Here is a 20,983-nt window from a genome sequence, read left to right as displayed (position 1 = left end):
CTTATCGACAGTGTAATTCATAAAACTCAGTGTCAGTTAGCCTGCCCCATCGCTCATTGCGTATTGATATGACACCAACTTTTGGTTAACCAAACTCCAGTATGTACAGTACTCAGTTTGGATTTTATGCGCGGCAAAATGAGAATGGATCAGCTTCAACTAAAAAACAATGCCGTACCATTCACGGAAAACCAAGGATCGGATTACTAGTGACTGAAAAACCAAAGTCGATAAGCGGTTAATTGAAATACAAAGCCTCAATCTCGGTAACAACCGGAAGCACTTGGTCATAAAGCGGCTTGTTTTTTGACAACAGCGTTTCCAGCGTACTTTTGCGCTGTTGTGCAGTCGGCTTATTGGTAATATTGATAGCCAAACAATACATCAACCACTTATTACTCGTGGTATCAATGGAGCGGTCAATCACAAGGGGTATATATTGCCTATCCCGCTTAATTTTTTCTTGGGTTGTGTTAAAGGCATTAATCCTTGCTAATCGTTTTTCAAACTCCAAAGTACGCATGTTTTATCCTTACTTTTATGCCTCACCGGATCGTTACATCTGTAAAATCCATCCCATAACCGACTTTGTACCCAATAATTTGGATGCGATAATTGGCTGTACCCATCCAATTACGCCATACTTGCTTTGCAGTTTAATGCTTATCTTTAATCCAAGAAACACGCCCAATCGCCTTCGCCGACATTTATTGTCGCAACTTTTTTAATCCGCTGTTTGCCTTCCTAGCCTTGTCTGGCTATGATGACCCATGAATTATCTAAAGGAAAAATCAATGAACGACGCTTGTTACCGCCGCATTCAGATGCTGCGCTTAATACCCAAATCGCCTTCGCGCATCTGTGTCAGTGAACTGCATGACAAGCTTGTTAACCAAGGTTTTGATATTGATAAGCGTTCGGTGCAACGTGATGTAAATAGTTTGGCTCAGTTGTTTGCGATTGAAAACGACGGTAACAAAGATATTCCGGGCTGGTATTGGCGCAAAGATGCGCAAAAACTTGAACTGCCGGAAATGGAACCAGCGGTGGCGTTGAGCTTTAAAATGGTGCGCCATTTTTTAGACCGCTTTATGCCGCCAAGCGCCCTAGATGATCTGGGCGACTATTTTGCGCATGCTGATCGTTTGTTGGCGCATTTACCCAACAACCATTTGGCAGATTGGTCAGACAAGGTGGCTTGGCTCTCTCGCAGCCAACCGCTGTTAAGCCCGCAGATTCAACCTGAAGTGTTAGCGCAGATTTATCAGGCTTTGCTGTCGGATCAAAAACTCAAAGCCGACTACCAACCGCGCGGTGAAGAATCCCGTGAATACACGATTAACCCGCTAGGCTTGGTGGTGGTTGATCGGGTCATTTACTTAGTCGGCACGCTCTGGGATTATCAGGATATAAAACAATTTGCGCTACATCGGTTTAACGCGGTTGAGCTATCAAACGAACCGTCCAAAGTGATTGAGGGCTTTTCATTACCGGATTATATTGCTCAAGGGGCGTTTGAGTATAGCGCTGGCGAACAGACCACCCTTGCACTTAAACTGCGCATCGTTCCAATCATTGCGCAACACCTCAGCGAAACCCCGCTTGCCGAAGACCAAATCATTTCACAAATTGAAACTGAACAACCCGAGCGAACCTGCTATTATCTGAGCGCCACAGTAAAAAACACCCAACAATTACGCTGGTGGTTAATGAGCTTTGGTGCGGGCATTGAGGTGCTTGAACCGCCGGCATTGCGCGAGGAATTTGCCGCGACCGCGCAAAAACTTAGCCTTCAATATCAAACAGGCTCCTAGAGCCTGTTTGAAGACAATTAAAGATGCCTGCCTTGTAGTGTCGATCTAATCCATCTCAGAAAAATGCAATTTCACTTCGGCCACGCCATTAGAGTGAAGTCCTACCCAAATCGCGTAGTCGCCCGAACTAGGTTGTTCAAACACCAACGCCGGATCAAGATCTAAACCAGGATAATCATCGTTACAATGCCATTGTCCACTGGGGTCACGCACAACTAAGGTGGTATCCGCCAAACCACCCAAAACATAAATTGATAAATCGAGTTGACCGGCTTGGTAATTTAATGTCACATCAGGACGCAGGGGGTTAATATAGCCTAAACACTGGCCTTGAGTTCTCATGCTCATGTCTAAGTCGCCACCGGCTTGTAATGTCACCACCATCGGATCAGGACTAAAATTAGCCGCCAGCTCGAAATATCCATACAAAGGTGAAGCAGCATAATTAAGCAGGCCTGCTAACCCTACTCCATCTACAGCACCCTCCTGCGACATAATCGAATCGGTTTCTAGTGCAAAACCTAATAAACGAGTGGCTAACTCAACCAATGCGTATGTATCCTCAAGCGGTAAAAAATCTTCACCATTAATTTTGACCTGGCCGTGCTCAACAGCAAGGTTTAGTACCAAGTCCTCATCCTTTCGTTGCACATAATTTTGAGCAAGCATCTCAGCGATGCTAACATCTAACTGAGCTTTTATTTCAGTTTCATCGTTATTAAACGGCCAAAATAATATTGCTAAACGATCGAGCATAGGGCGAGTTATGCCTGCCGTTAAATTAAGATGAATATTTTGAGTTAAAGCTTCTTCTAGGTTACTCAACTGATTCCAGTCCAAACTGATCTGAGGCTGATAACCCAACAGCATTTCAAGATTAAAATACTCAGTATCAGACAGCCGAATAAGCAATTGATCAAGATGAAAGCTCGGACCACCGGCAAGCAATCGGTCAAAAGTGTCCATTAATACCTGCTCTTCTAACAATTCTAACTGTTGTTCAGCCAGCGAAAGTTCTTGGATAGCCTGCCAATCTAGGTCACGCAACGCCATCACCATGCTTGCTCCGGCTAAATCAAACGCGGTATCGTCAAAGATTAGATTTGTTTGACCAATCTGATAACGCACCGTAGCATCCAACTTATCTTTTACAACCTTAGAGTCTCCTGCAACTTCTAAACCTTGAATGTTTATCTTCTCCGACTCAACAGCTAAACTCAGTTGGTTCAAGCCAGTATTTATAGTACCTAGCCACAAATAAGGCGCCGCAAGGGTTAAATCATGTTGATACTTGATATTATCTAGTCGGATACTTAAATCCTCCTGTAAAAAATCAATGTTAAACAGACCCAAGCGCCCATCAGCCGTCATCTGCATTAAGTCTTCGGAAAAACGAATATCCAGATGTCCACCTTCCCAAGATAAATGAGCTGTTTCTTGGGTTTCAGGGTCGATTAGTCTACCGTTATAGTCAATTAGATTAGTTTGTATTGATAGCTGGCCATTAAATGCCTTATAGACATTAATCTTGATTAACGGACGCTGCCCGGGGTACTGTGGCAAATAAGGTCGCAAGTTTGCTGGCAGCGCAACCTCATACTCTGTGCTGGCTAAACCAAACCCAAAAGGCGCAACCGATCTCCCCAACCAAGGGCCTTGTTGAATTTGCTGTTCACCCTTTAAAGGAATGCCCTGTCCATCAGGACTTAGCTCAATAAAAATACTATAGGCGGGCGAATCCAACTTAGGCTGCCAAACCAAGTCATAACGTAATTGACCTTCAAGCAGGCCTGGTTGATACTCAAACAAATTAACACGGACATCATCTCGTGCAATAAGTTGTGCCTCGTAATTCAAAATAGCTTGTTTTACACCCTGACCAATCAAACTACTAGCGGCAAAAAAAGCGGCTGCGCTGGTTATTACCAATCCCGCCCCGACTAACAACAGCTTTTTTACGACAGACATGCGCTATCCTTAATTTTTGACAAAATTGAATTATCACAATTTGCGATTAAAAAAGATAGCTTGTTCAATGATGATTTATACTAAGAACTCACAATGGCAATAAATTTAAAGTTAATTGTTCAACTCATCAAACATCGCTTTCATCGTTGGATTCTTGCGGGTGAGCTTTTTCACCGTCACATCTTGTGCTTTGTTATTGGCGATCCGCAGGTTATTCTCCGAGCCTAGCAGCGCCTCTTTGGTTTTTTGCAGGTGGGTGATGGTTTTATCAATCTCATCAATCGCGGTTTTAAACTTTTTCTCTGCCAGCTCATAGTTTCGTGCAAAGCCGGATTTGAACGCTTCTAGGTCTTCTTCAAAGTTCGTGACATCAATATTCTGCGCTTTGACCAACGCGAGCTCCGTTTTGTATTCAAGCGATTTCATCGCCGCATTGCGCAGTAAGGTAATCATCGGAATAAAAAACTGCGGGCGGATCACATACATTTTTGGATAGCGATAGGACATATCGGCAATGCCGGTGTTATAAAACTCGTTGTCCGCTTCGAGCAAGGACACCAGCACCGCATATTCACACCCTTTTTCATTGCGGTCTTTATCGAGTTCTTTTAAAAAATCTTCGTTTTTCTTTTTGGTGGCAGTGGTGTCGGTTTCGTTTTTCATTTCAAACATAATCGACACGATTTCGGTTCCGTTAGCATCTTTATCACGGAAGATATAATCGCCTTTACTGCCACGGCTGGCATCATTGTCTTTTTCGAAATACGCCAGTGGGAACGCGGTGGCGCGCAGGCGATTAAACTCAGTTTCACAATGCTGTTCTAGGGTTTCACCCACCATTTTGGTCGAGAGTTTGGCTTTCATGTCTTTTAAGCGTTCAATCGCTTCATCTCGGTCTTTAAGCTGTATTTCATAACGCGCTTTCAGCGCCTGTTCCGACAGTTGCTTTTCTAGGGTGGCTTTTTCTAGTGAGGTTTGCAGCTGGTGGCGCTCTTGATTCAGTTGACTCACCGCGTCTTGAACCGCCAGTTTTTGCTGGGTCGCGGTGGCCTCAAGCTGGGCTTTTAGACGTTGAATTTCCGCGTCCTTTTTGGCTTCGGCTTCTTGGAGTTCACGCAGCAGATTACTGCTGGCTAATTGCGCGGTCATCTCGACTTCTTTTTGAGTTTGCTGTAGTTGATTGGCCAGTGCATCACGTTCCCTTTCAACCTGTTTAATCGACTCGGATACCGCTAGGTTTTTGTTTAGCTCCGCCGCCTCCAGCTTGGCTTGCAAGTCTTGGATTTTACCCTCGCGCTCTGAACTGGTTTTTTCCAACTGACGCATCAGTTGTTCTTTCGCCAATTCAATCGCATTGTGCTTGTCTTTTTCAGCCAAGGCTAATCGGTCGTGAATTTGTTGCTCAAACTCACTGTCGCGCACTTGTTTTAAAATATCGGCATAGCCTGATTCATCAATTTTAAAGGCCTTACCGCAATGCGGGCATTTGATTTCGTTCACGTAATTACCTCTTCAAAAAATAAGTTTAGCCATTATAGAATAGGCTCAGTAAAAAACTAAACCATCGATTTCTCCAGAAGAAACTATTCGGCAACAGCTCATAAATTTAATTATGGGTATTACAATTATTGACCACCTCAATTAAATAAAAATTACTAATTATTACCAAGTATTTAGATGACTTGAACGAATCACACACATGAAAACTTTGTTTAAGCACAGGTATCAATCATGTCGCCCAATTGCTGATTAATCATCTCAACCGTACGGTCTAAGGTTTCTAAAAGGGTTTTGATCATTCGATAATCATCCTGCGCCAAAGCTTGGCGAATACAATAACGTATGGATCTGTGTTCGATCCAATTTTTGGCAGGCCTGGTTAACATAAGGATAGTCTCTAAACAACTCATGAGCATTTCTACCCACTAGATCGATCAAATTTAACCCTTGAACCGTTTTGTCACCCCTACCCATCAACTTGCTAAAATACTGCCGCAATGCGGCATTCACATAAATAACCGTGCCAGTTTGATCTAGCAACATCATGTTTGCATTCAATTGATCCAAGCCTGCAGACAGGCGCTGTGAACGTAACAAGGCTGTTTTCACTTCATTGTCTTCAAAACTCAAATTAATTTGTGTTGACTTAATCCGACGACTTAAACGCCCTGCCGTGTTATTACCAAAAGTATTAATGGATTGGTTATGATCACCATTAGATATATTCTCAATATCCCGAATACTGACATTAATACGCGCCAAAAAGTGCATGACATGAAAGGTTGACAAAAGTGTTAAGAAAATAACCAGATAATTTAACCAGCCAGCACGTTCGCCAGTAAAAATTGCTTGAATTTCCATAACCACAGCCAAAATAGTTGCCGGAATAATAGTGACCAATGGATTCCAATGCGCAAAGAAATTCAGCCGCTTAGTCCAACTATCCGGCTCACCATTCACAAGCTTTACTTGTTTATTGGCGATGGCGTTATAAGCTTGTTCGGCCTGCAGAATCTGCTCAGAGCTGGCTGAACGCCTGATGCTGATATAACCCGTGATTTTGCCGTTTTCAAAGATAGGTGAAGCATTCGCAACCACCCAATAGTGATCACAATTTTTACGACGATTCTTCACAATCTGCGACCAAGGCTTACCTGCCTGAATTGTTTGCCAAAAATCCTTAAAAACCGCCGAGGGCACATCAGGATGACGTAACATATTATGGGGTTGCCCCAATAACTCATCTAGCTGAAAACCACTTGCTTCAACAAATGACTCATTAGCATAAATAATTGTTCCTTGTAAATCGGTTTTAGAAACCAACAGTGCGTCATCAGGAAGAATGTATTAATACTGCGTAACGGGCTGATTATTTCTCATAAGATAATTACTCTAAACAAGTAAAAACCTTAATTATACTATGTCAATTTCCTTAAACCTTGCACAAGCCTTCAATTTCAAGTAAAAAGACCTACTTAAAAAACCAGGTATCAAGAAAATAACTAGCCAATTACAACATCTTAGTTTTCTGCCATTCAATCAACCAGGCCTGGTAAGCTTTAGGTTTGGCAAACAAAAACCCTTGCATTTCTAATTGACTAAACCGACTTAATTGCGAACACTGTTCCTCCGTTTCAATGCCCTCAGCAATAACCCGCAGTTGCATCTGCTGCGCCATCGCATAAATGGAGGGAACTAAACTACGTTCTTCACCAAAACGCGCCATGCCTAAAATAAATGCCCGATCAATTTTTAACTCATCCACGGGTAATTGTTGCAAATAACTTAAAGACGAATAACCTGTACCAAAATCATCAATCGAAAAACGCACACCCAGTCGTTTTAACTCGGTCATTTTGGCAAGGACTTCATCCATTTCATCCAAAAACAAACTTTCTGTAATCTCAATCATTAACCCGCTCGGCCTGGCATTGGCTTGAGCTAAACAACCCCTAACCTGCTCAACAAAATCACGCTGTCTAAAATGACGTGGGCTAATATTTACTGCCATTTGAATATCAGCTTTAATCTGTTGTATTTCGGCTAAAGCAAAACAAGCACGTTTCAACACCCAATCACCAAGAGCCAAAATTAAATCGGACTCTTCGGCCATCGCAATAAACCGACCGGGTAACAACAACCCCTGCTGCGGATGTTGCCAACGTACCAAACATTCTAGCCCCGTCAATTGACGCTGCTGATTAACTTGAGGTTGAACAAACAACCTTAGTTCATCCTGCGCGATGCCTTTTGCTAGTTCAACCTGCAGTTGATGTTTGGCGAGTGAATCATCCAATAACCTTTGGTTAAACAGACTAAAACCCTTACTGCCTTGATTACGCACCTTCTTTAAAGCCAAACCTGCTTGGTTAAAAACCTGATTAATCAGTTCACTGCTCCTAGACGGTGAAGTTAAGGCTTTTAAAGGGGCGACCCCAATCGCTACATCAAATAAAAACGCCTCGCCTTTTATTTTAAAAGGCGAATGGAATAAATCCATTGCAGATTCTGCCAAGTGCTCTAGCGTCTGGTCATGCAAGTTATCTAGCATACAAAAAATAGCAAATTCATCCGCTGCCAAACGCGCAATCACTACATCTTTTGGCGTCAATCTATTTTCTAAACGTTTAGCTACCGCCACCAATACTGCATCACCGACATCCACACCATGCAATTGATTAATAAATTTAAACCGCGCGATATTTAACAGCAACAAAGCAAAATTTCCATTTTCTTGGTGATGCAACTGCTTATCCATTAACTCAATTAAACGGTTCCGATTGGCTAGACCTGTTATCGGATCACGATAAAGCAATTCATCAATCCGCTGTTCACGTTGCTTACGCTGGCTAATATCGCGCTGAATCGCTAAATAATGGGTGGTTTTTCCATTCTTATCCTTAACTGGTGAAATAATCGCTTGGCTAGGATAAACTTCACCATTTTTGCGTTTATTAATTAACTCTCCTCGCCACACCCGACCTTTTTTAAGCGTTTCCCACATGGTCTCAAACACCTGCAATGGCGTTTGCCCTGAATTCAATATCCTTGGATTTTTACCTTCAACCTCTGACAAGATATAGCAGGTGGTTTGCTCAAAAGCGGGGTTGATATAACTGATTCTCGCTTGCAAATCGGTAATAACAATCGCTTCAGGACTTTGCTCTACCACCTGGTTTAACAATCGTAATTTTTCCAACGCCTGCTCCAAGCGATTACGTTCATGCCGAAGCTGATGTTGACGTTGTAACAAAACACCTATTACAGCAATCACCGTAATAAAAAATATAACCAAACCTATCACAATCTGGGTAAACCACCAGGTCACCACATCTTGGGCGCTCAAACTAAAATCATCAAACGGCTCTAAACGCAACTCACGCATTAAACTATCAATCGTTCGATAATCCCCCGCAATCGTGAAACCGGCAATTTGCATCGATTGCGCCAACTCGCCTTCCCGAGGAATCGCCAATAATGCTGCAGCGACCAATCTGATCACTTCGCTATCAACAGCGGGCAAAGCCGCAAACGCCCATTCCGGGTAAAGCCGCGTACTGGTGACATAAGGAAAATTGGACAAACGCTGCGCATTAAGAAGCTTGAGTTGCGACACATCAACCAGTCCGCGCTCCGCTAAAGCCTCGAATACCCCCGTACGCACAAAGCCAACATCGGCTTCACCTGCCAATACTGCCTCAACCGCATTGCGCTGAGGTTGGCCAGTAATCATCAAATCCACGTCTTGAGGCAAACGCACACCATGTTGCAACAGCTCATAGGCCTGCATTTGATAGGCGCCCAATCCGGTTAACGATGCACCTGCGACCCGCTTACCTTTAACATCCTCTAAACGCGAAATATCATCACGCCCTGCTTGCGTAAAAATAACCCCGCCAAAATGATCAGTAACCGCATTGCCATCCTTGTTTAATAGTGAAGCGAGTGGCGAACTCAGTTGATGACGATAGGTGAGCAACACATATTGCGACGGCTGAGTGAACACAAAATCAACCTCACCCGAAGCGACCGCCTGCTCCATTTCTTCATTATGATAAGCATTCAACTCAAAACGACTTTTTTCAATTTTTTCAGATAAATAATCCGCCAAAGGTTGCCAACGCGTCAGGGTCACGGATTTATCCTGAAAGGCCAACACCGCCAAGTTATAGACCCTATCCGCTGAATGTTCGGGGCTAGTTTGACTCGCAAAGACCAACGCAGGAAAAATGCACAGCAATACGCTAAAAAATTGATAGATCTTCATTCTTAAACCCGCATTAGATGCCATAAATAACAACTTGATTACGCCCTTGTGCTTTAGCCTGATACAAAGCTTGATCGGCGTACTTCAAAAGCTCTTTGACTTCTTCAAGCGTATCTACTTCACGGCTAATACCGCCTAAACTAACAGTCACACGACTATCAACTGCTGAGTAACCATGAGCAAAATTTAAATCCCACACCGCTTGACGCATTTTTTCTGCCATCATTTGCACACCTCGTCTATTTGTTTCCGGCAAAATTGCGACAAACTCCTCACCGCCATAACGGGCAACTAAGTCTGCAGGGCGACGAAACACTCGCTGAAGTGCTTGAGCAACCTTCACCAAACACTCATCACCCTTGCCATGACCATAGTTATCGTTAAAGGGTTTGAAAAAATCAATATCGACCATAATCACCCCTAAGGGTTGGTGATTGCGCATCAAACGCTGGCCTTCAATCTGTAGTTTTTCATCAAACTGACGGCGATTGGCAATACCAGTTAAGCCATCAATATGCGACTCGCGATCCAATAAATCGGTTTTGTGTTTTAATAAAACCTGGCTGCGCACTCGCGCTTTAACCACAGGCATTTTAAAAGGCTTAGCAATATAATCCACAGCGCCCAATTCCAAACCTTTTTGTTCATTGCTTGTACCATCGAGTGCAGTGACAAATACCACTGGAATAGCTTGGGTTTTCGGGTTGTTTTTTAAAGCTTTAATCACCGCATAACCGTCCATCTCCGGCATGACAATATCCAGTAAAATCAAATCAGGTTGTGGTATCCTTTCGGCGAGTTGTAGTGCCTTTTCTCCGCAATCAGCAGCTTGAATTAAATACTCCCCCTTTAAACCATTCGCCAATACTTTTAAATTTGACGGCTGATCATCAACAATTAGTAACCTTCCTTTTTGCGCAATAGGTGTTTTCACTGGCACTAAACCATGGGTATTCACGATAGGCGGATAACCAAGTTTTTTAGTGATGGCGTATTGATTATCTTGAGGTAATAAATAGCGCGAAAGACAGACTTGTAAAGCCAACTTATCAATCGGTTTCATTAAGTGGTCATTCATGCCAGCAACGAGGGCCTTATTCCGATCCTCAACCGTCGCGGCAGCGGTTAACGCAATAATCGGCACCTCATTACTAAACTCGCGAATTAAACGCGTAGCCTCATACCCCCCATTACCGGCATTTGAATATCCATTAAAACCAAGTCAAACGGTTGAATTCTAAATTTCTCAACCGCTTTAGCACCATTTTCGGCCCAACTTACCTCTAAACCAAATTGCCGTAAAATATCACTCGCAACTTCTTGGTTAATTTCATTGTCTTCAACCAACAACACTCGCCCACTAAAACGCTGCGTGGCATGTTGAGGTTGATCTGTAACTGAAAGCGCATCCCATTGTTCTGCAGACGCGCCAACCAAATCAACGCAAAAACGGAAGCGACTGCCTATGTTTTGTTGACTTTGTACTTCAATCGCGTCCCCTCCCATAACCTGAACCAAACTTTGGCTAATCGCTAACCCCAACCCTGTGCCACCAAAACGGCGTGTAATACTGGTATCCGCCTGGCTAAAAGCATTGAATAACTTTTCGCATTGCGCGGAACTCATCCCCATCCCTGTGTCTTCAACTACAAAACACAAACGCCCCATAGCATTTTGTTCAATCCATATATCAATCTTTCCATGCTGGGTAAATTTAATCGCATTTGCAATCAAGTTATTCAAAACCTGTCGCAAACGCATTGCATCACCAACATAGGCTGGCTTTAAATCACCTTGCATGTGCACTACAAACCCTAACCCTTTTTGTTCAGCCATAGGCTGATAAAGGCTATGAATCTGGGCGACTAAATCACGCAATAAAAACGGTTTTTGTTCTAAAATCAATTGCCCAGCTTCAATTTTTGAAAAATCCAAGATATCATTCAAAATACCCAATAAAAGCTCGGCGGATTGATGAGCTTTTTTAACTTTCTGGCGCATTTTTGGCAAACTGGTTTCTTGCATCGCCAAATCAGTTAACCCCAATACGCCATTCATCGGTGTGCGGATTTCATGACTCATGTTAGCCAAAAATTCAGACTTCGCCTGATTTGCCTGTTGCGCCAACTTACGCTGTCGGACCAAGTTACGGTTCATCACCAACATCGACCCTAAACTCAAAATCAGCAATCCTAGCAGCAGCATAAAACCGATAATAAACCCACTATATTGCTGCCAAATATCTTCCACTCGCGTTTCTATCGGCGCATCAAACGGGGCAATCCGCAAGGTTCGCATGACATTTTCAACATCCGCATAATTTCTAGGACGGGTAAAGCCCGAAATGCCGGCCGCCTGCGCCGCCGGATCTGCCTCGTTTAATTGCAACAACGCTACTGTAAGGGAATTCGATTGACGCTCGCTCACACTGGGTAAAGCCAACACCGGCCATTCAGGATACAAGGACGTGCTGTGTACAAAATGATAACCGCCGTCCTGAGGGTTAATAATTCGAATATCCAGCCAACTCAGCGCTCCCTGCGCAATCATCGCCTCCAATATACCGGTGCGCACGAAACCGACTTCCGCTTTACCCGCTAACACCTCGTAAACCACTTTATCATGCGGCATTCCGGTTAAAACCTGCTTTGAAAGACGTGGAACACTCATTCCTGCTTGTAGCAACGAATAGGCTTGCATTTGATAACCCCCCAATGAACCGGTCGTCACCATCGCAATCGAAACATCGGCTAAATCATTTAGCTTATGAATGCGCGGGTTATCCGCACGAGTAAATATTACGCCACCAAATTGATTAACCGCCTGACCATTTTGCTGCCTTGTCAGCGTCACTAAAGGGCCTGACATTTTTAAATTCATCCGCTCGCGTAATAAAATGTAATGCGAAGGATTGGTCAAGACTAAATCAATATCACCGGCTTGTAACGCCTGCTCTAACCCTTCATAACCTAAAGGGCGCAGAATAATTTGACAATCACTGCAATCACGATGCTGCTTTAGATACTCCATTAAAGGCTGCCATTGCGCACGCGTTACTGCCTCAGGACGAAACGACAACACCCCTAGCACCAGTTGTTTTTTTTCAACCACTGCCTGTTCTAGATGATTTACTTCACTAACCCCCTGACCGGTTAAAAACACCCCAAAAAGCAACACTGCTACTTTAATCCAAAGCTTTACCATTCACGCCTCATAATCTTTAATCAAAAAAACCAATTTATACTTTTGTTAAATAATTTAGGATAAAACCTTTTTCAAACACTTCATATCACTTGTTATTCAACCCGATGCATAAATGGGATAGCTTTACGTTTTAAATGTTCAATCAAAACCCCATCCTCGAAACCCAGAACCCATGCCTGGTGAATATTAGTGTTTTTTATCAGCTTTATTGCATGCCCCACATCATTCGCTACTTTGACTTGATAATCAGCTTGGGCTTGATGTGCCAGGGTTTTGAGTTGCTGTTTGTCTTCGCATATGATTAATAAAACCGGTTTTGATGTTGCCTGCGATGTTAAGTTTTCACTTAATATCCGATACAGGGCTTCTGAATTAAATGGTTTGGCGAGATGATCGTTCATTCCCACTGCTAAGGCTTTGTTTTTATCTTCAACCATTGCGGCCGCGGTTAAGGCAATAATCGGAATAGTTGAATTAAATGCACGAATCGCTAAGCAGGCCTGGTAACCGTCCATTACCGGCATTTGAATATCCATTAAAATGACATCAAAAGTCTGTTGTTGTGCTTTTTCCACCGCGATTTGGCCGTTATCGGCCAGCTCAACCTGTAACCCGAGTTGCGTGAGCATATTGACAGCGACTTCTTGGTTGATTTCATTATCTTCAACTAATAACACGCGGCCTGAGAGTTGTGTTTGCTCGACAATTTTGGTCTGGATATTGAGCTGGGCTTGTTGTTTAGAATTACAGTCCATCATCGGCACACTAAAGCTAAAGATTGAACCTTTATTTGGTTGGCTTCGGATCTGGATGTCATTACCGCCCATTAACTTGACTAAGCGGTGACTGATCACCAAGCCTAAGCCAGTGCCGCCGTGCTTGCGGGTGATGCTGGTATCGGCTTGGGTGAAGGCTTTGAACAATTTTTGTTGTTGTTCAGTTGTCATGCCGATGCCAGTGTCTTGGATATCAAAATGCAACCAAGGCTGGTTATCTTGTCCAAGGTTAAATTTACAGGCCAGAATCACTTCACCCTGTTGGGTAAATTTAATCGCATTGCCAATTAAATTCGTCAACACCTGACGCAGCCGGAGATTGTCACCATACAAGCACTGCACGCAACTGTCTTTGCAGTAACACTGCACACTAAACACCAAGCCTTTGTCTTGCGCCAAACCTTCAAATAAATCTTTTAACTCATCTCTAAGTTGCGCCACTTGAAACGGTTGCGGATCAAGCTCTAGCTTACCCGCTTCAATTTTTGAGAAGTCGAGAATATCATTGATAATACCCAACAATAAACGCCCAGATTGATTCACCCGTTCAAGCTGGTGGTGCATTTTTTGCGGGTCGGTATCCTTTAAGCCCAGCTCCGACATGCCGATAATACCGTTCATCGGTGTGCGGATTTCATGGCTCATATTAGCGAGAAACTCCGACTTAGCGCGATTAGCCTCCTCAGCTTGTTGTTTGGCCATCTCTAACGCTTGCTCTGCATAGTGTTTTTCTACCGCCATCGTCGCGACATTCACCGCCCATTCTAAAATACGCAGGTTCTCACTAGACGGTTGACCAACTTTTCGACAGTAATTAGCAAACGAACCCATCACAACACCATGAGAAGAAATCATCGGCATTGACCAGCAAGCAAGTAAGCCATGCTCACGCGTTTTATCAATAAATGCCGTGTAGGGCAGCCAACGTGGATCCTGCTGAATATCAGCTGCAACCGCAAGTTGCCCCGTGTAAGCAGCCGTACCGCAGGTACCAACATTCGGCGCGATCGGCAGGCCTGCTTCCATCAAGGCATTGTAATCAGCCGGCAAACTCGGTGCCGCGCCCTGTAATAAAATCTTATCGTTTGAGGGGTCAACTAATAAAACCGAGGAAAGAATATTATCGTCCATTTTTTCGGTAAACCGGCAAAGTGCATCTAGCGTATCAGACAATTTAGCACGCTTTGCAATCATCGTAAGAATCTGATTACTTGCAACAATTTCCTCTTCGGATTTTTTAAGTGCGCTGATGTCACCCGCAATCGTGGCAATTTTCTCTTTTAAATTAAGCCGCATGGCATCCAATGCCTCACAAAGCTGATGCATTTCATCAATACTCGGTTCAGGTAACGTGGTATCAAGATTTCCTTTTGCCATTTGATCGGCTGACTGGCTTATCGTCAACATCGTTGCAGCAATACGATTCAGTAATAAGCTGGCAATTAACCAAATAAAGGCAAATAACAAAGTGGTAGCGAAGAAAACCTTTAGTAAAGTGGATTGGATAAGTGCATTCAACTCGGTTAACTGAACACTTGCCCCGACAATATAACGCCGCCCTTTTTCATCAATACTCGAAACCAAAACCATCCGACCCTCACCCCACTGATTGGTGAACGAGGAAAAAACCGGCTGTTGTAGTTCAGCCTTTAACGCCGCGCTAAATGCACCCGGGTCGGAATGAATCTCAAAAAAATGCGCATGCGCAGAATGTGGATTGGTTAAATCTGAACGAGTTGCCGATGTAAAAACAATCTCCTCGTCAATCACTAATACACTCCAAAGGTATTGCAAATCCAATTGACGCGCTAAGGCATCATTACGATCAAGAATGTGGTTGAACGTTTCGGCAGAAACAGAATTTTCATCCAAGATAGTGTCATGGTAATCTTCACCCAATAATGCCTGCAAAAAAGTGGCGGCTGAGTAAAGTCGGACATCGGTTTTTTCTATCAACATAGACTTCGTAAAATGAGACGCTGCAAAACCAAAGGTCAGCACCGAAAGCACAAAAATTGAGGCCGTCCCCATCAGTACAATTTTTCTTAACGAGTAATGCGTTTTACTTTTCATAACGTTATCCTAATAGTTGCTATAGTCCACTTGAAAACGTTTGAGGTGTTCGATCAATACCGTTTTCTCTGCTATATCAGCCACCAACCAGGCCTGGTTTATCCTGTTGTTTTCTATTAACTTCATGGCATGCGCCTCATCATTGGCCACTTTAACTTGATAGTCGGCTTGCGCTTGTTGTGCGAGCGTTCTCAATTGCTGTTTGTCTTGACAAACGATTAATAAAACTGGTTTTGTTTTCACTTGAAATGTTAAATTTTCGCTTAATACCCGATACAAGGCGTCCGAATTGAGGGGCTTGGCAAGATGGTCGCTCATCCCCACCGCTAAGGCTTTGTTTTTGTCTTCGACCATCGCAGCAGCAGTTAGGGCAATAATCGGAGTGATTTGATTAAACTGGCGAATTACTCGGCAGGCCTGGTAGCCATCCATTACCGGCATTTGAATATCCATCAGAATCAAATCAAAAGTCTGTTGCTGGACTTTTTCTACCGCGATCTGACCATTTTCTGCCAGCTCAACCTGCAACCCGAGTTGCGTGAGCATATTGACGGCGACTTCTTGGTTAATTTCATTGTCCTCAACCACTAACACGCGGCCTGTTAGTTGGGTTTGCTCAGTGCGTTTGACTTGGGTGTTGAGTTGGGTTTGTTGTTGTGCGTTACAGGCCATCATCGGCACACTAAAACTAAAGCTTGAGCCTTTGTTCGGCTGGCTTTTGATATAAATGTCTTCACCGCCCATTAACTTAACTAAGCGGCGACTGATAACCAAGCCTAAGCCAGTGCCGCCGTGTTTTCGGGTGATGCTGGTGTCGGCTTGGGTGAAAGCAGTAAAGAGTTTTTGCTGTTGTTCAACGGTCATGCCGATGCCAGTGTCTTGAATGTCAAAGCTTAAAAAAACCTCTGATTCGTTGTCCGTTTGACTATCAAGCTTGATAGTCAAACGGACTTCACCCTGCTCGGTAAACTTAATCGCATTGCCTAGTAAATTAGTCAAGATTTGACGTAGTCGAAGATTATCGCCATATAAACACTGCACACAATTATCTTTACAGACACAACCCACTATGAGAGTTACGCCTTTGTCTTGCGCCAAGCCTTCAAATAAATCCGTCAGTTCGTCTTTGAGTTGCGACAATTGAAACGGCTGTGGATCGAGTTCTAACTTATCCGCCTCGATTTTTGAGAAGTCGAGAATATCGTTGATAATGCCTAGCAATAGCCGTGCAGATTGATTAACCCGCAGAAGTTCATGTTGCATTTTTTGCGGTTCGGTTTCTTTTAAACCCAATTCTGACATACCAATAATGCCATTCATCGGTGTGCGGATCTCATGACTCATATTGGCAAGAAACTCCGACTTGGCGCGATTAGCTTCATCTGCGAGTTTTAACGCGTTTTTTAACGCATCTTCTGCTTGTCTTTTTTCAGTCACGTCAAAAATGACCGAACCAATACCGGTTTTGTCATGACCCCATTTCAAAGGAAACTTATGGGTTTCATATACACGGTTCGCCATCGTTTCTTCGCTAATCACCAGTGCTTGCCGTGACAACACTTCCCTATCCGAAGCTAAACAAACCTGCCCCTTTTCCTCGCCCATTAAATCCAAATCTGTTTTGCCATAAATTTGTGCTTTCGCTAAGCCAAAAAACTCCTCTAGTGCTTTGTTGACCACGACATAACGAAAATGATCATCCTTAATAAACACATATTCACTCATTGCATCCAATAATGCATCGGCAGGGGAATCACATGAGGCTGAAGGGTTTGGGTAGTTTGGCATTAAATGAACCTGCTTAGTTGAATTGCGCGATAAGTTGCTTTAGATTTTGTTCAGCACGTTCAAAATCAAATACATCTAATGCTTGAACCATTTGCAACCATCCTGGTTGTAGATTATCCGGTAGCGCCTGGCTCAGTTGATCAAGTTCTTGATCATCAATATACTCGCAGACCTCAATGCGTTGCTGCAAACTTTGCAACTGTGCTTTGGTAATATCGAGACTTGTTGTTAAAGGATTCGTTTTTTTATGTATAGCACCAGCCGATAATAGTGCGGCATCACTAGCGAGATAAAGCTTAATTTCCTGCTGAGTTTCCTCTAATGCTCGTGCTAATTGTTCAATCTGTTCATCGCTTGGACGTTGGCGAGCTTTGAGTTTTAAATCAATGCGCTGGCTTATTTCAAATAGACCCATTGCCGCTAAGTTTCCTGCCACGCCTTTGAGTGCATGATTGAGTTGCTGTACTGGCTCAAAAGCAGATTTACTATCGTCTGTCGTCAAGGCATGCAACATAGCCAAGACTGCAATGTATTCTGTTTCAATTTGATTGGCGAACTTGGTTAAGAGTTTTTTATAAAGCGACTCATTTCCAGCAAGCTGGTTAAGACCTGCTTGAATGTCTAACATATGGGGATCCTCCTGGCGCAGTAAATCTTGATATTGTGGATTGATAGGTATGTTATTGACCTGTGCGTTTTCTTCACCAATCATTTTTGTTGCGGTTAAATATTGACCTAGTACACGTCCCAATTCAGATGAATTTATAGGCTTGCTTAAATGTGCATTCATACCAACACTTAATGCCTTGTCACGATCTTCAATCATCGCGGCAGCGGTTAAGGCTATAATTGGAATGGTTGGATTAAATTGACGAATCGCTTGGCAGGCCTGGTAGCCGTCCATCACAGGCATTTGAATATCCATCAAAATCAAATCAAAAACCTGCTGCTGTGCTTTTTCCACCGCGATTTGGCCGTTTTCTGCGAGACAAACGTCTAACCCGCACTGCCTGAGTTGTTCGCTCGCTACTTCTTGGTTGATTTCATTGTCTTCTACCAGTAAGACCTTCCCCTGATGCCGCACCTGATCAAAGGCGCTGATGAGTTGTTGCGCCTGTTGTAACTGTTCATCCGTACAAATTTGCATCGGTAAACTAAACGAAAAGGTTGATCCCTGACCCAATTTGGTTTGCAGTTGAATTTTGTCACCTCCCATCAATTCAACCAATCGCTCACTAATAACCAATCCTAAACCTGTACCACCATGTTTACGGGTAATACTGGTATCTGCCTGGGTGAAGGCTCGAAACAGCTTTTCGGCCTGCTTCTGTGTCATGCCAATGCCGGTATCACGAATCGAAAACCTTAGCTGTTGTTCATCGTCATGGCGTTCAATGCTCAACCTAACCTCGCCCTGCTCGGTAAACTTGATGGCATTGGTAACAAGGTTGTTCAATACTTGACGCAGACGCATTTCGTCAGTATGCAAACATAAGTCGTCAACTGAATCGGTGTCCATCACCAGCTTTAAACCTTTTTGTTTAGCATTGTTGACAAACAGGCTATAAAGATTATCGACAAGAGTTTTTAGATAAAACGGATGGGGATCCAACTCCATTTTGCCAGCCTCAATTTTCGAAAAATCCAAAATGTCGTTGATAATGCTCAATAACAACCGACCGGAATAATGCACTTTAGCAAGTTTATCGCGCAGTTTTCCCGGATTTTGTTGCTTCATGCCCAATTCACTTAGCCCTAAAATACCGTTCATTGGGGTGCGAATTTCATGACTCATATTGGCTAAAAACTCCGACTTAGCCTTATTCGCAGCATCTGCTTTATCACGCTCAATCTTGAGTTCTTCATGCAATTTGGCTTGGGTTTGTTGCAAGCGCTTGGCAAAAATCAGTGAACTAAAATTTTGACTAAATACTGAAATCTGTTGCGCAATTTGCTCTGAATACCCCCCAGGCGCATTGGCAATACCGAAAAAACCTATCATTTCTTCCGCGTAAAAAACCGGAATCCCCATAAAAGCGTTTAAATCCGGATGCCCTGGCGGCAAACCACCGGCACGAGGGTCATTCACTGGGTCATTGCTGATGACGACCTGTTGATGCAACATCGCATAACCAAACAAATTATTTAAATTACGAAATTCCATTCCACGCCCAGCCAACTGATCAAACAAGGCCCGGCTTTCGTCATTCCACGCGACATTCGTCATCGCAAAGGTTTTAAGATAAGGCTGCCCACTGCCGTCTTTTAAAACTTCGCCGATAAACCCATATTCACTTTGAGTGTAATTCAGAATTTCGTTTAGTAACACATCCGAGGTTTGTTCTATAGATTGCGTCAACATAAAGGTTTGGTTAGCTTGCCAAATGGACTGTAACAATTGATTTTGGCGCTCAGTTTGTAGCTGTAATTCTTTTTGATAAGTAATGTCATGCACAAAACCATGCCATAGAATCGTGCCATCCTCTAGAATACTTGGAGTTGACTGACCATATAACCATCGAACTAAACCACTAGGTAATATAATACGGAACTCTTCTGACCAAGACTCTTGTGTTTTTGCGGATTTAGCGATAGATTGCTCAAGACAGTATTTATCCTCAGGATGAATCCTATCAAATAAAACAGACGCATCCTCCGTTACTTCAACAGGCATCACATCAAATAAATCAATAATTGCCTCGCTCGCAAACGGAAACGCCATATCACCCTCCGGTGACAGGGTGAGTTCGTAAATCATCCCGGGGATATTCTTAGTGAGATACTTTAATCGTTGGGCTTCGTTAGACTTATGTTGTGCCCAGTCTTGAAAAAACAAACTGATCAGATCTTTTTGATGCAGTAAACCCAGGGTTTCGTTGTCTTGGCTACGTTTTACCACAAGTCGCTTTACACCCAGTGTGCGCATCGCATCCAATGCTTGAACCAAGCTTAAATTGCCATCAAGTGTTTTCAACGGAGTCGACATAAGCTGCTGAGCCGTGACAGCCATATCACCACCTTGATCAAACCATCGAATTAAGTCAGATTGAGTTATAAGACCTACGGCATCCAGCTTATCAAAAACCACGGCGGCGGTTTGATGGTTAACACTCAACGCATGAAAAACTTCAGACAAGCTTTCTGTTGAACGTACTTTCACGTAACGCAAATTATGCATTACATCAGCGAGACGAGTTGTCTTCGCAAAACTCTGCGCATTTAAACACGACGCCAGATCTGTGGCACTCACAATGCCGGCTAAATGCTGCTTCGCGTCTAACAAACATAAGTAGCCATCAGGATGTCGACGAAGCAGTTCAAAAGCGTTAAGCACATTAGTTTGTGGTGAGACGATAGGCACCTTATTTAACACAACGCCTCTTAAACACTGATCAAAAGCGGTATTTTGCAATCGAAATTGAATGAGTTCGCGGGTGGTTAATATTCTAAACCCCAGGTCACCCTTTACAATGACCGCACGTAGTCTGCACTCTGCCATCAAATGCACCGCTTCTTGAATAGAACGATTTTCATCAATCGTCACCACATTCGGCGAGGCAATATCAGCAACCTTAGGTAACAGCATAAAAAAC

The 20,983-nt window shown here is 43.4% G+C and carries 9 protein-coding genes and 1 pseudogene; 1 reads left to right on the top strand and 9 read right to left on the bottom strand.

Annotation, left to right across the window (positions count from 1 at the left end):
* Positions 1–238: 238 nt before the first annotated feature.
* The gene (locus JX580_RS04555; protein ID WP_248851617.1) at positions 239–523 is read right to left on the bottom strand and encodes a hypothetical protein; all 285 of its coding nucleotides are present in this window, start codon (positions 521–523) and stop codon (positions 239–241) included.
* A gap of 271 nt (positions 524–794) precedes the next feature.
* On the opposite strand from JX580_RS04555, the gene JX580_RS04550 reads away from it, so the two are divergent.
* A complete protein-coding gene (locus tag JX580_RS04550; protein WP_248851616.1) occupies positions 795–1,814 on the top strand; it encodes a helix-turn-helix transcriptional regulator in 1,020 nt (339 codons plus the stop codon).
* 45 nt (positions 1,815–1,859) lie between these two features.
* On the opposite strand, the gene JX580_RS04545 is transcribed toward JX580_RS04550, so the two are convergent.
* From JX580_RS04545 to JX580_RS04505, 8 genes and pseudogenes are all read right to left on the bottom strand, one after another.
* On the bottom strand, positions 1,860–3,782 hold the full coding sequence (locus JX580_RS04545; protein WP_248851615.1) for a YdgA family protein: 1,923 nt from the start codon (positions 3,780–3,782) through the stop codon (positions 1,860–1,862).
* Between the two features lie 111 nt (positions 3,783–3,893).
* On the bottom strand, positions 3,894–5,282 hold the full coding sequence (locus JX580_RS04540; protein WP_248851614.1) for a DUF2130 domain-containing protein: 1,389 nt from the start codon (positions 5,280–5,282) through the stop codon (positions 3,894–3,896).
* Positions 5,283–5,588: 306 nt separating this feature from the next.
* On the bottom strand, positions 5,589–6,605 hold the full coding sequence (locus JX580_RS04535) for a PAS domain S-box protein (RefSeq protein WP_248851613.1): 1,017 nt from the start codon (positions 6,603–6,605) through the stop codon (positions 5,589–5,591).
* A 187-nt stretch (positions 6,606–6,792) separates the two neighbouring features.
* Positions 6,793–9,573, bottom strand: a complete 2,781-nt coding sequence (locus JX580_RS04530) for an EAL domain-containing protein (protein WP_248851612.1) — start codon at positions 9,571–9,573, stop codon at positions 6,793–6,795.
* Positions 9,563–12,753 (bottom strand): annotated as a pseudogene (locus tag JX580_RS04520) (diguanylate cyclase domain-containing protein); the annotation flags it as partial. The gene JX580_RS04530 and the pseudogene JX580_RS04520, both read right to left, overlap by 11 nt.
* A gap of 92 nt (positions 12,754–12,845) precedes the next feature.
* Positions 12,846–15,602 (bottom strand): response regulator, encoded by a 2,757-nt coding sequence (locus JX580_RS04515; protein WP_248851611.1) that lies wholly within the window; start codon positions 15,600–15,602, stop codon positions 12,846–12,848.
* A 9-nt stretch (positions 15,603–15,611) separates the two neighbouring features.
* Positions 15,612–17,390, bottom strand: a complete 1,779-nt coding sequence (locus JX580_RS04510) for a response regulator (RefSeq protein WP_248851610.1) — start codon at positions 17,388–17,390, stop codon at positions 15,612–15,614.
* Positions 17,391–17,403: 13 nt separating this feature from the next.
* Positions 17,404–20,976 carry an ATP-binding protein gene (locus JX580_RS04505; RefSeq protein WP_248851609.1) on the bottom strand — a complete coding sequence of 1,191 codons (3,573 nt, stop codon included), beginning with the start codon at positions 20,974–20,976 and terminating at the stop codon, positions 17,404–17,406.
* Between the last annotated feature and the right edge of the window lie 7 nt (positions 20,977–20,983).

Origin of the sequence: Thiomicrospira microaerophila, from assembly GCF_023278225.1 — a bacterium.
Lineage (GTDB): Bacteria > Pseudomonadota > Gammaproteobacteria > Thiomicrospirales > Thiomicrospiraceae > Thiomicrospira > Thiomicrospira microaerophila_A.
Note: the sequence above shows the minus strand (reverse complement) of the source record. Positions and strands in the feature narration are given on the sequence as shown.

Coding starts and splice junctions, on each gene's coding strand:
- JX580_RS04515 (WP_248851611.1), bottom strand. CDS start 15,602: ATGAAAAGTAAAACGCATTACTCGTTAAGAAAAATTGTACTGATGGGG.
- JX580_RS04545 (WP_248851615.1), bottom strand. CDS start 3,782: ATGTCTGTCGTAAAAAAGCTGTTGTTAGTCGGGGCGGGATTGGTAATA.
- JX580_RS04555 (WP_248851617.1), bottom strand. CDS start 523: ATGCGTACTTTGGAGTTTGAAAAACGATTAGCAAGGATTAATGCCTTT.
- JX580_RS04505 (WP_248851609.1), bottom strand. CDS start 20,976: ATGCTGTTACCTAAGGTTGCTGATATTGCCTCGCCGAATGTGGTGACG.
- JX580_RS04510 (WP_248851610.1), bottom strand. CDS start 17,390: ATGCCAAACTACCCAAACCCTTCAGCCTCATGTGATTCCCCTGCCGAT.
- JX580_RS04530 (WP_248851612.1), bottom strand. CDS start 9,573: ATGGCATCTAATGCGGGTTTAAGAATGAAGATCTATCAATTTTTTAGC.
- JX580_RS04550 (WP_248851616.1), top strand. CDS start 795: ATGAACGACGCTTGTTACCGCCGCATTCAGATGCTGCGCTTAATACCC.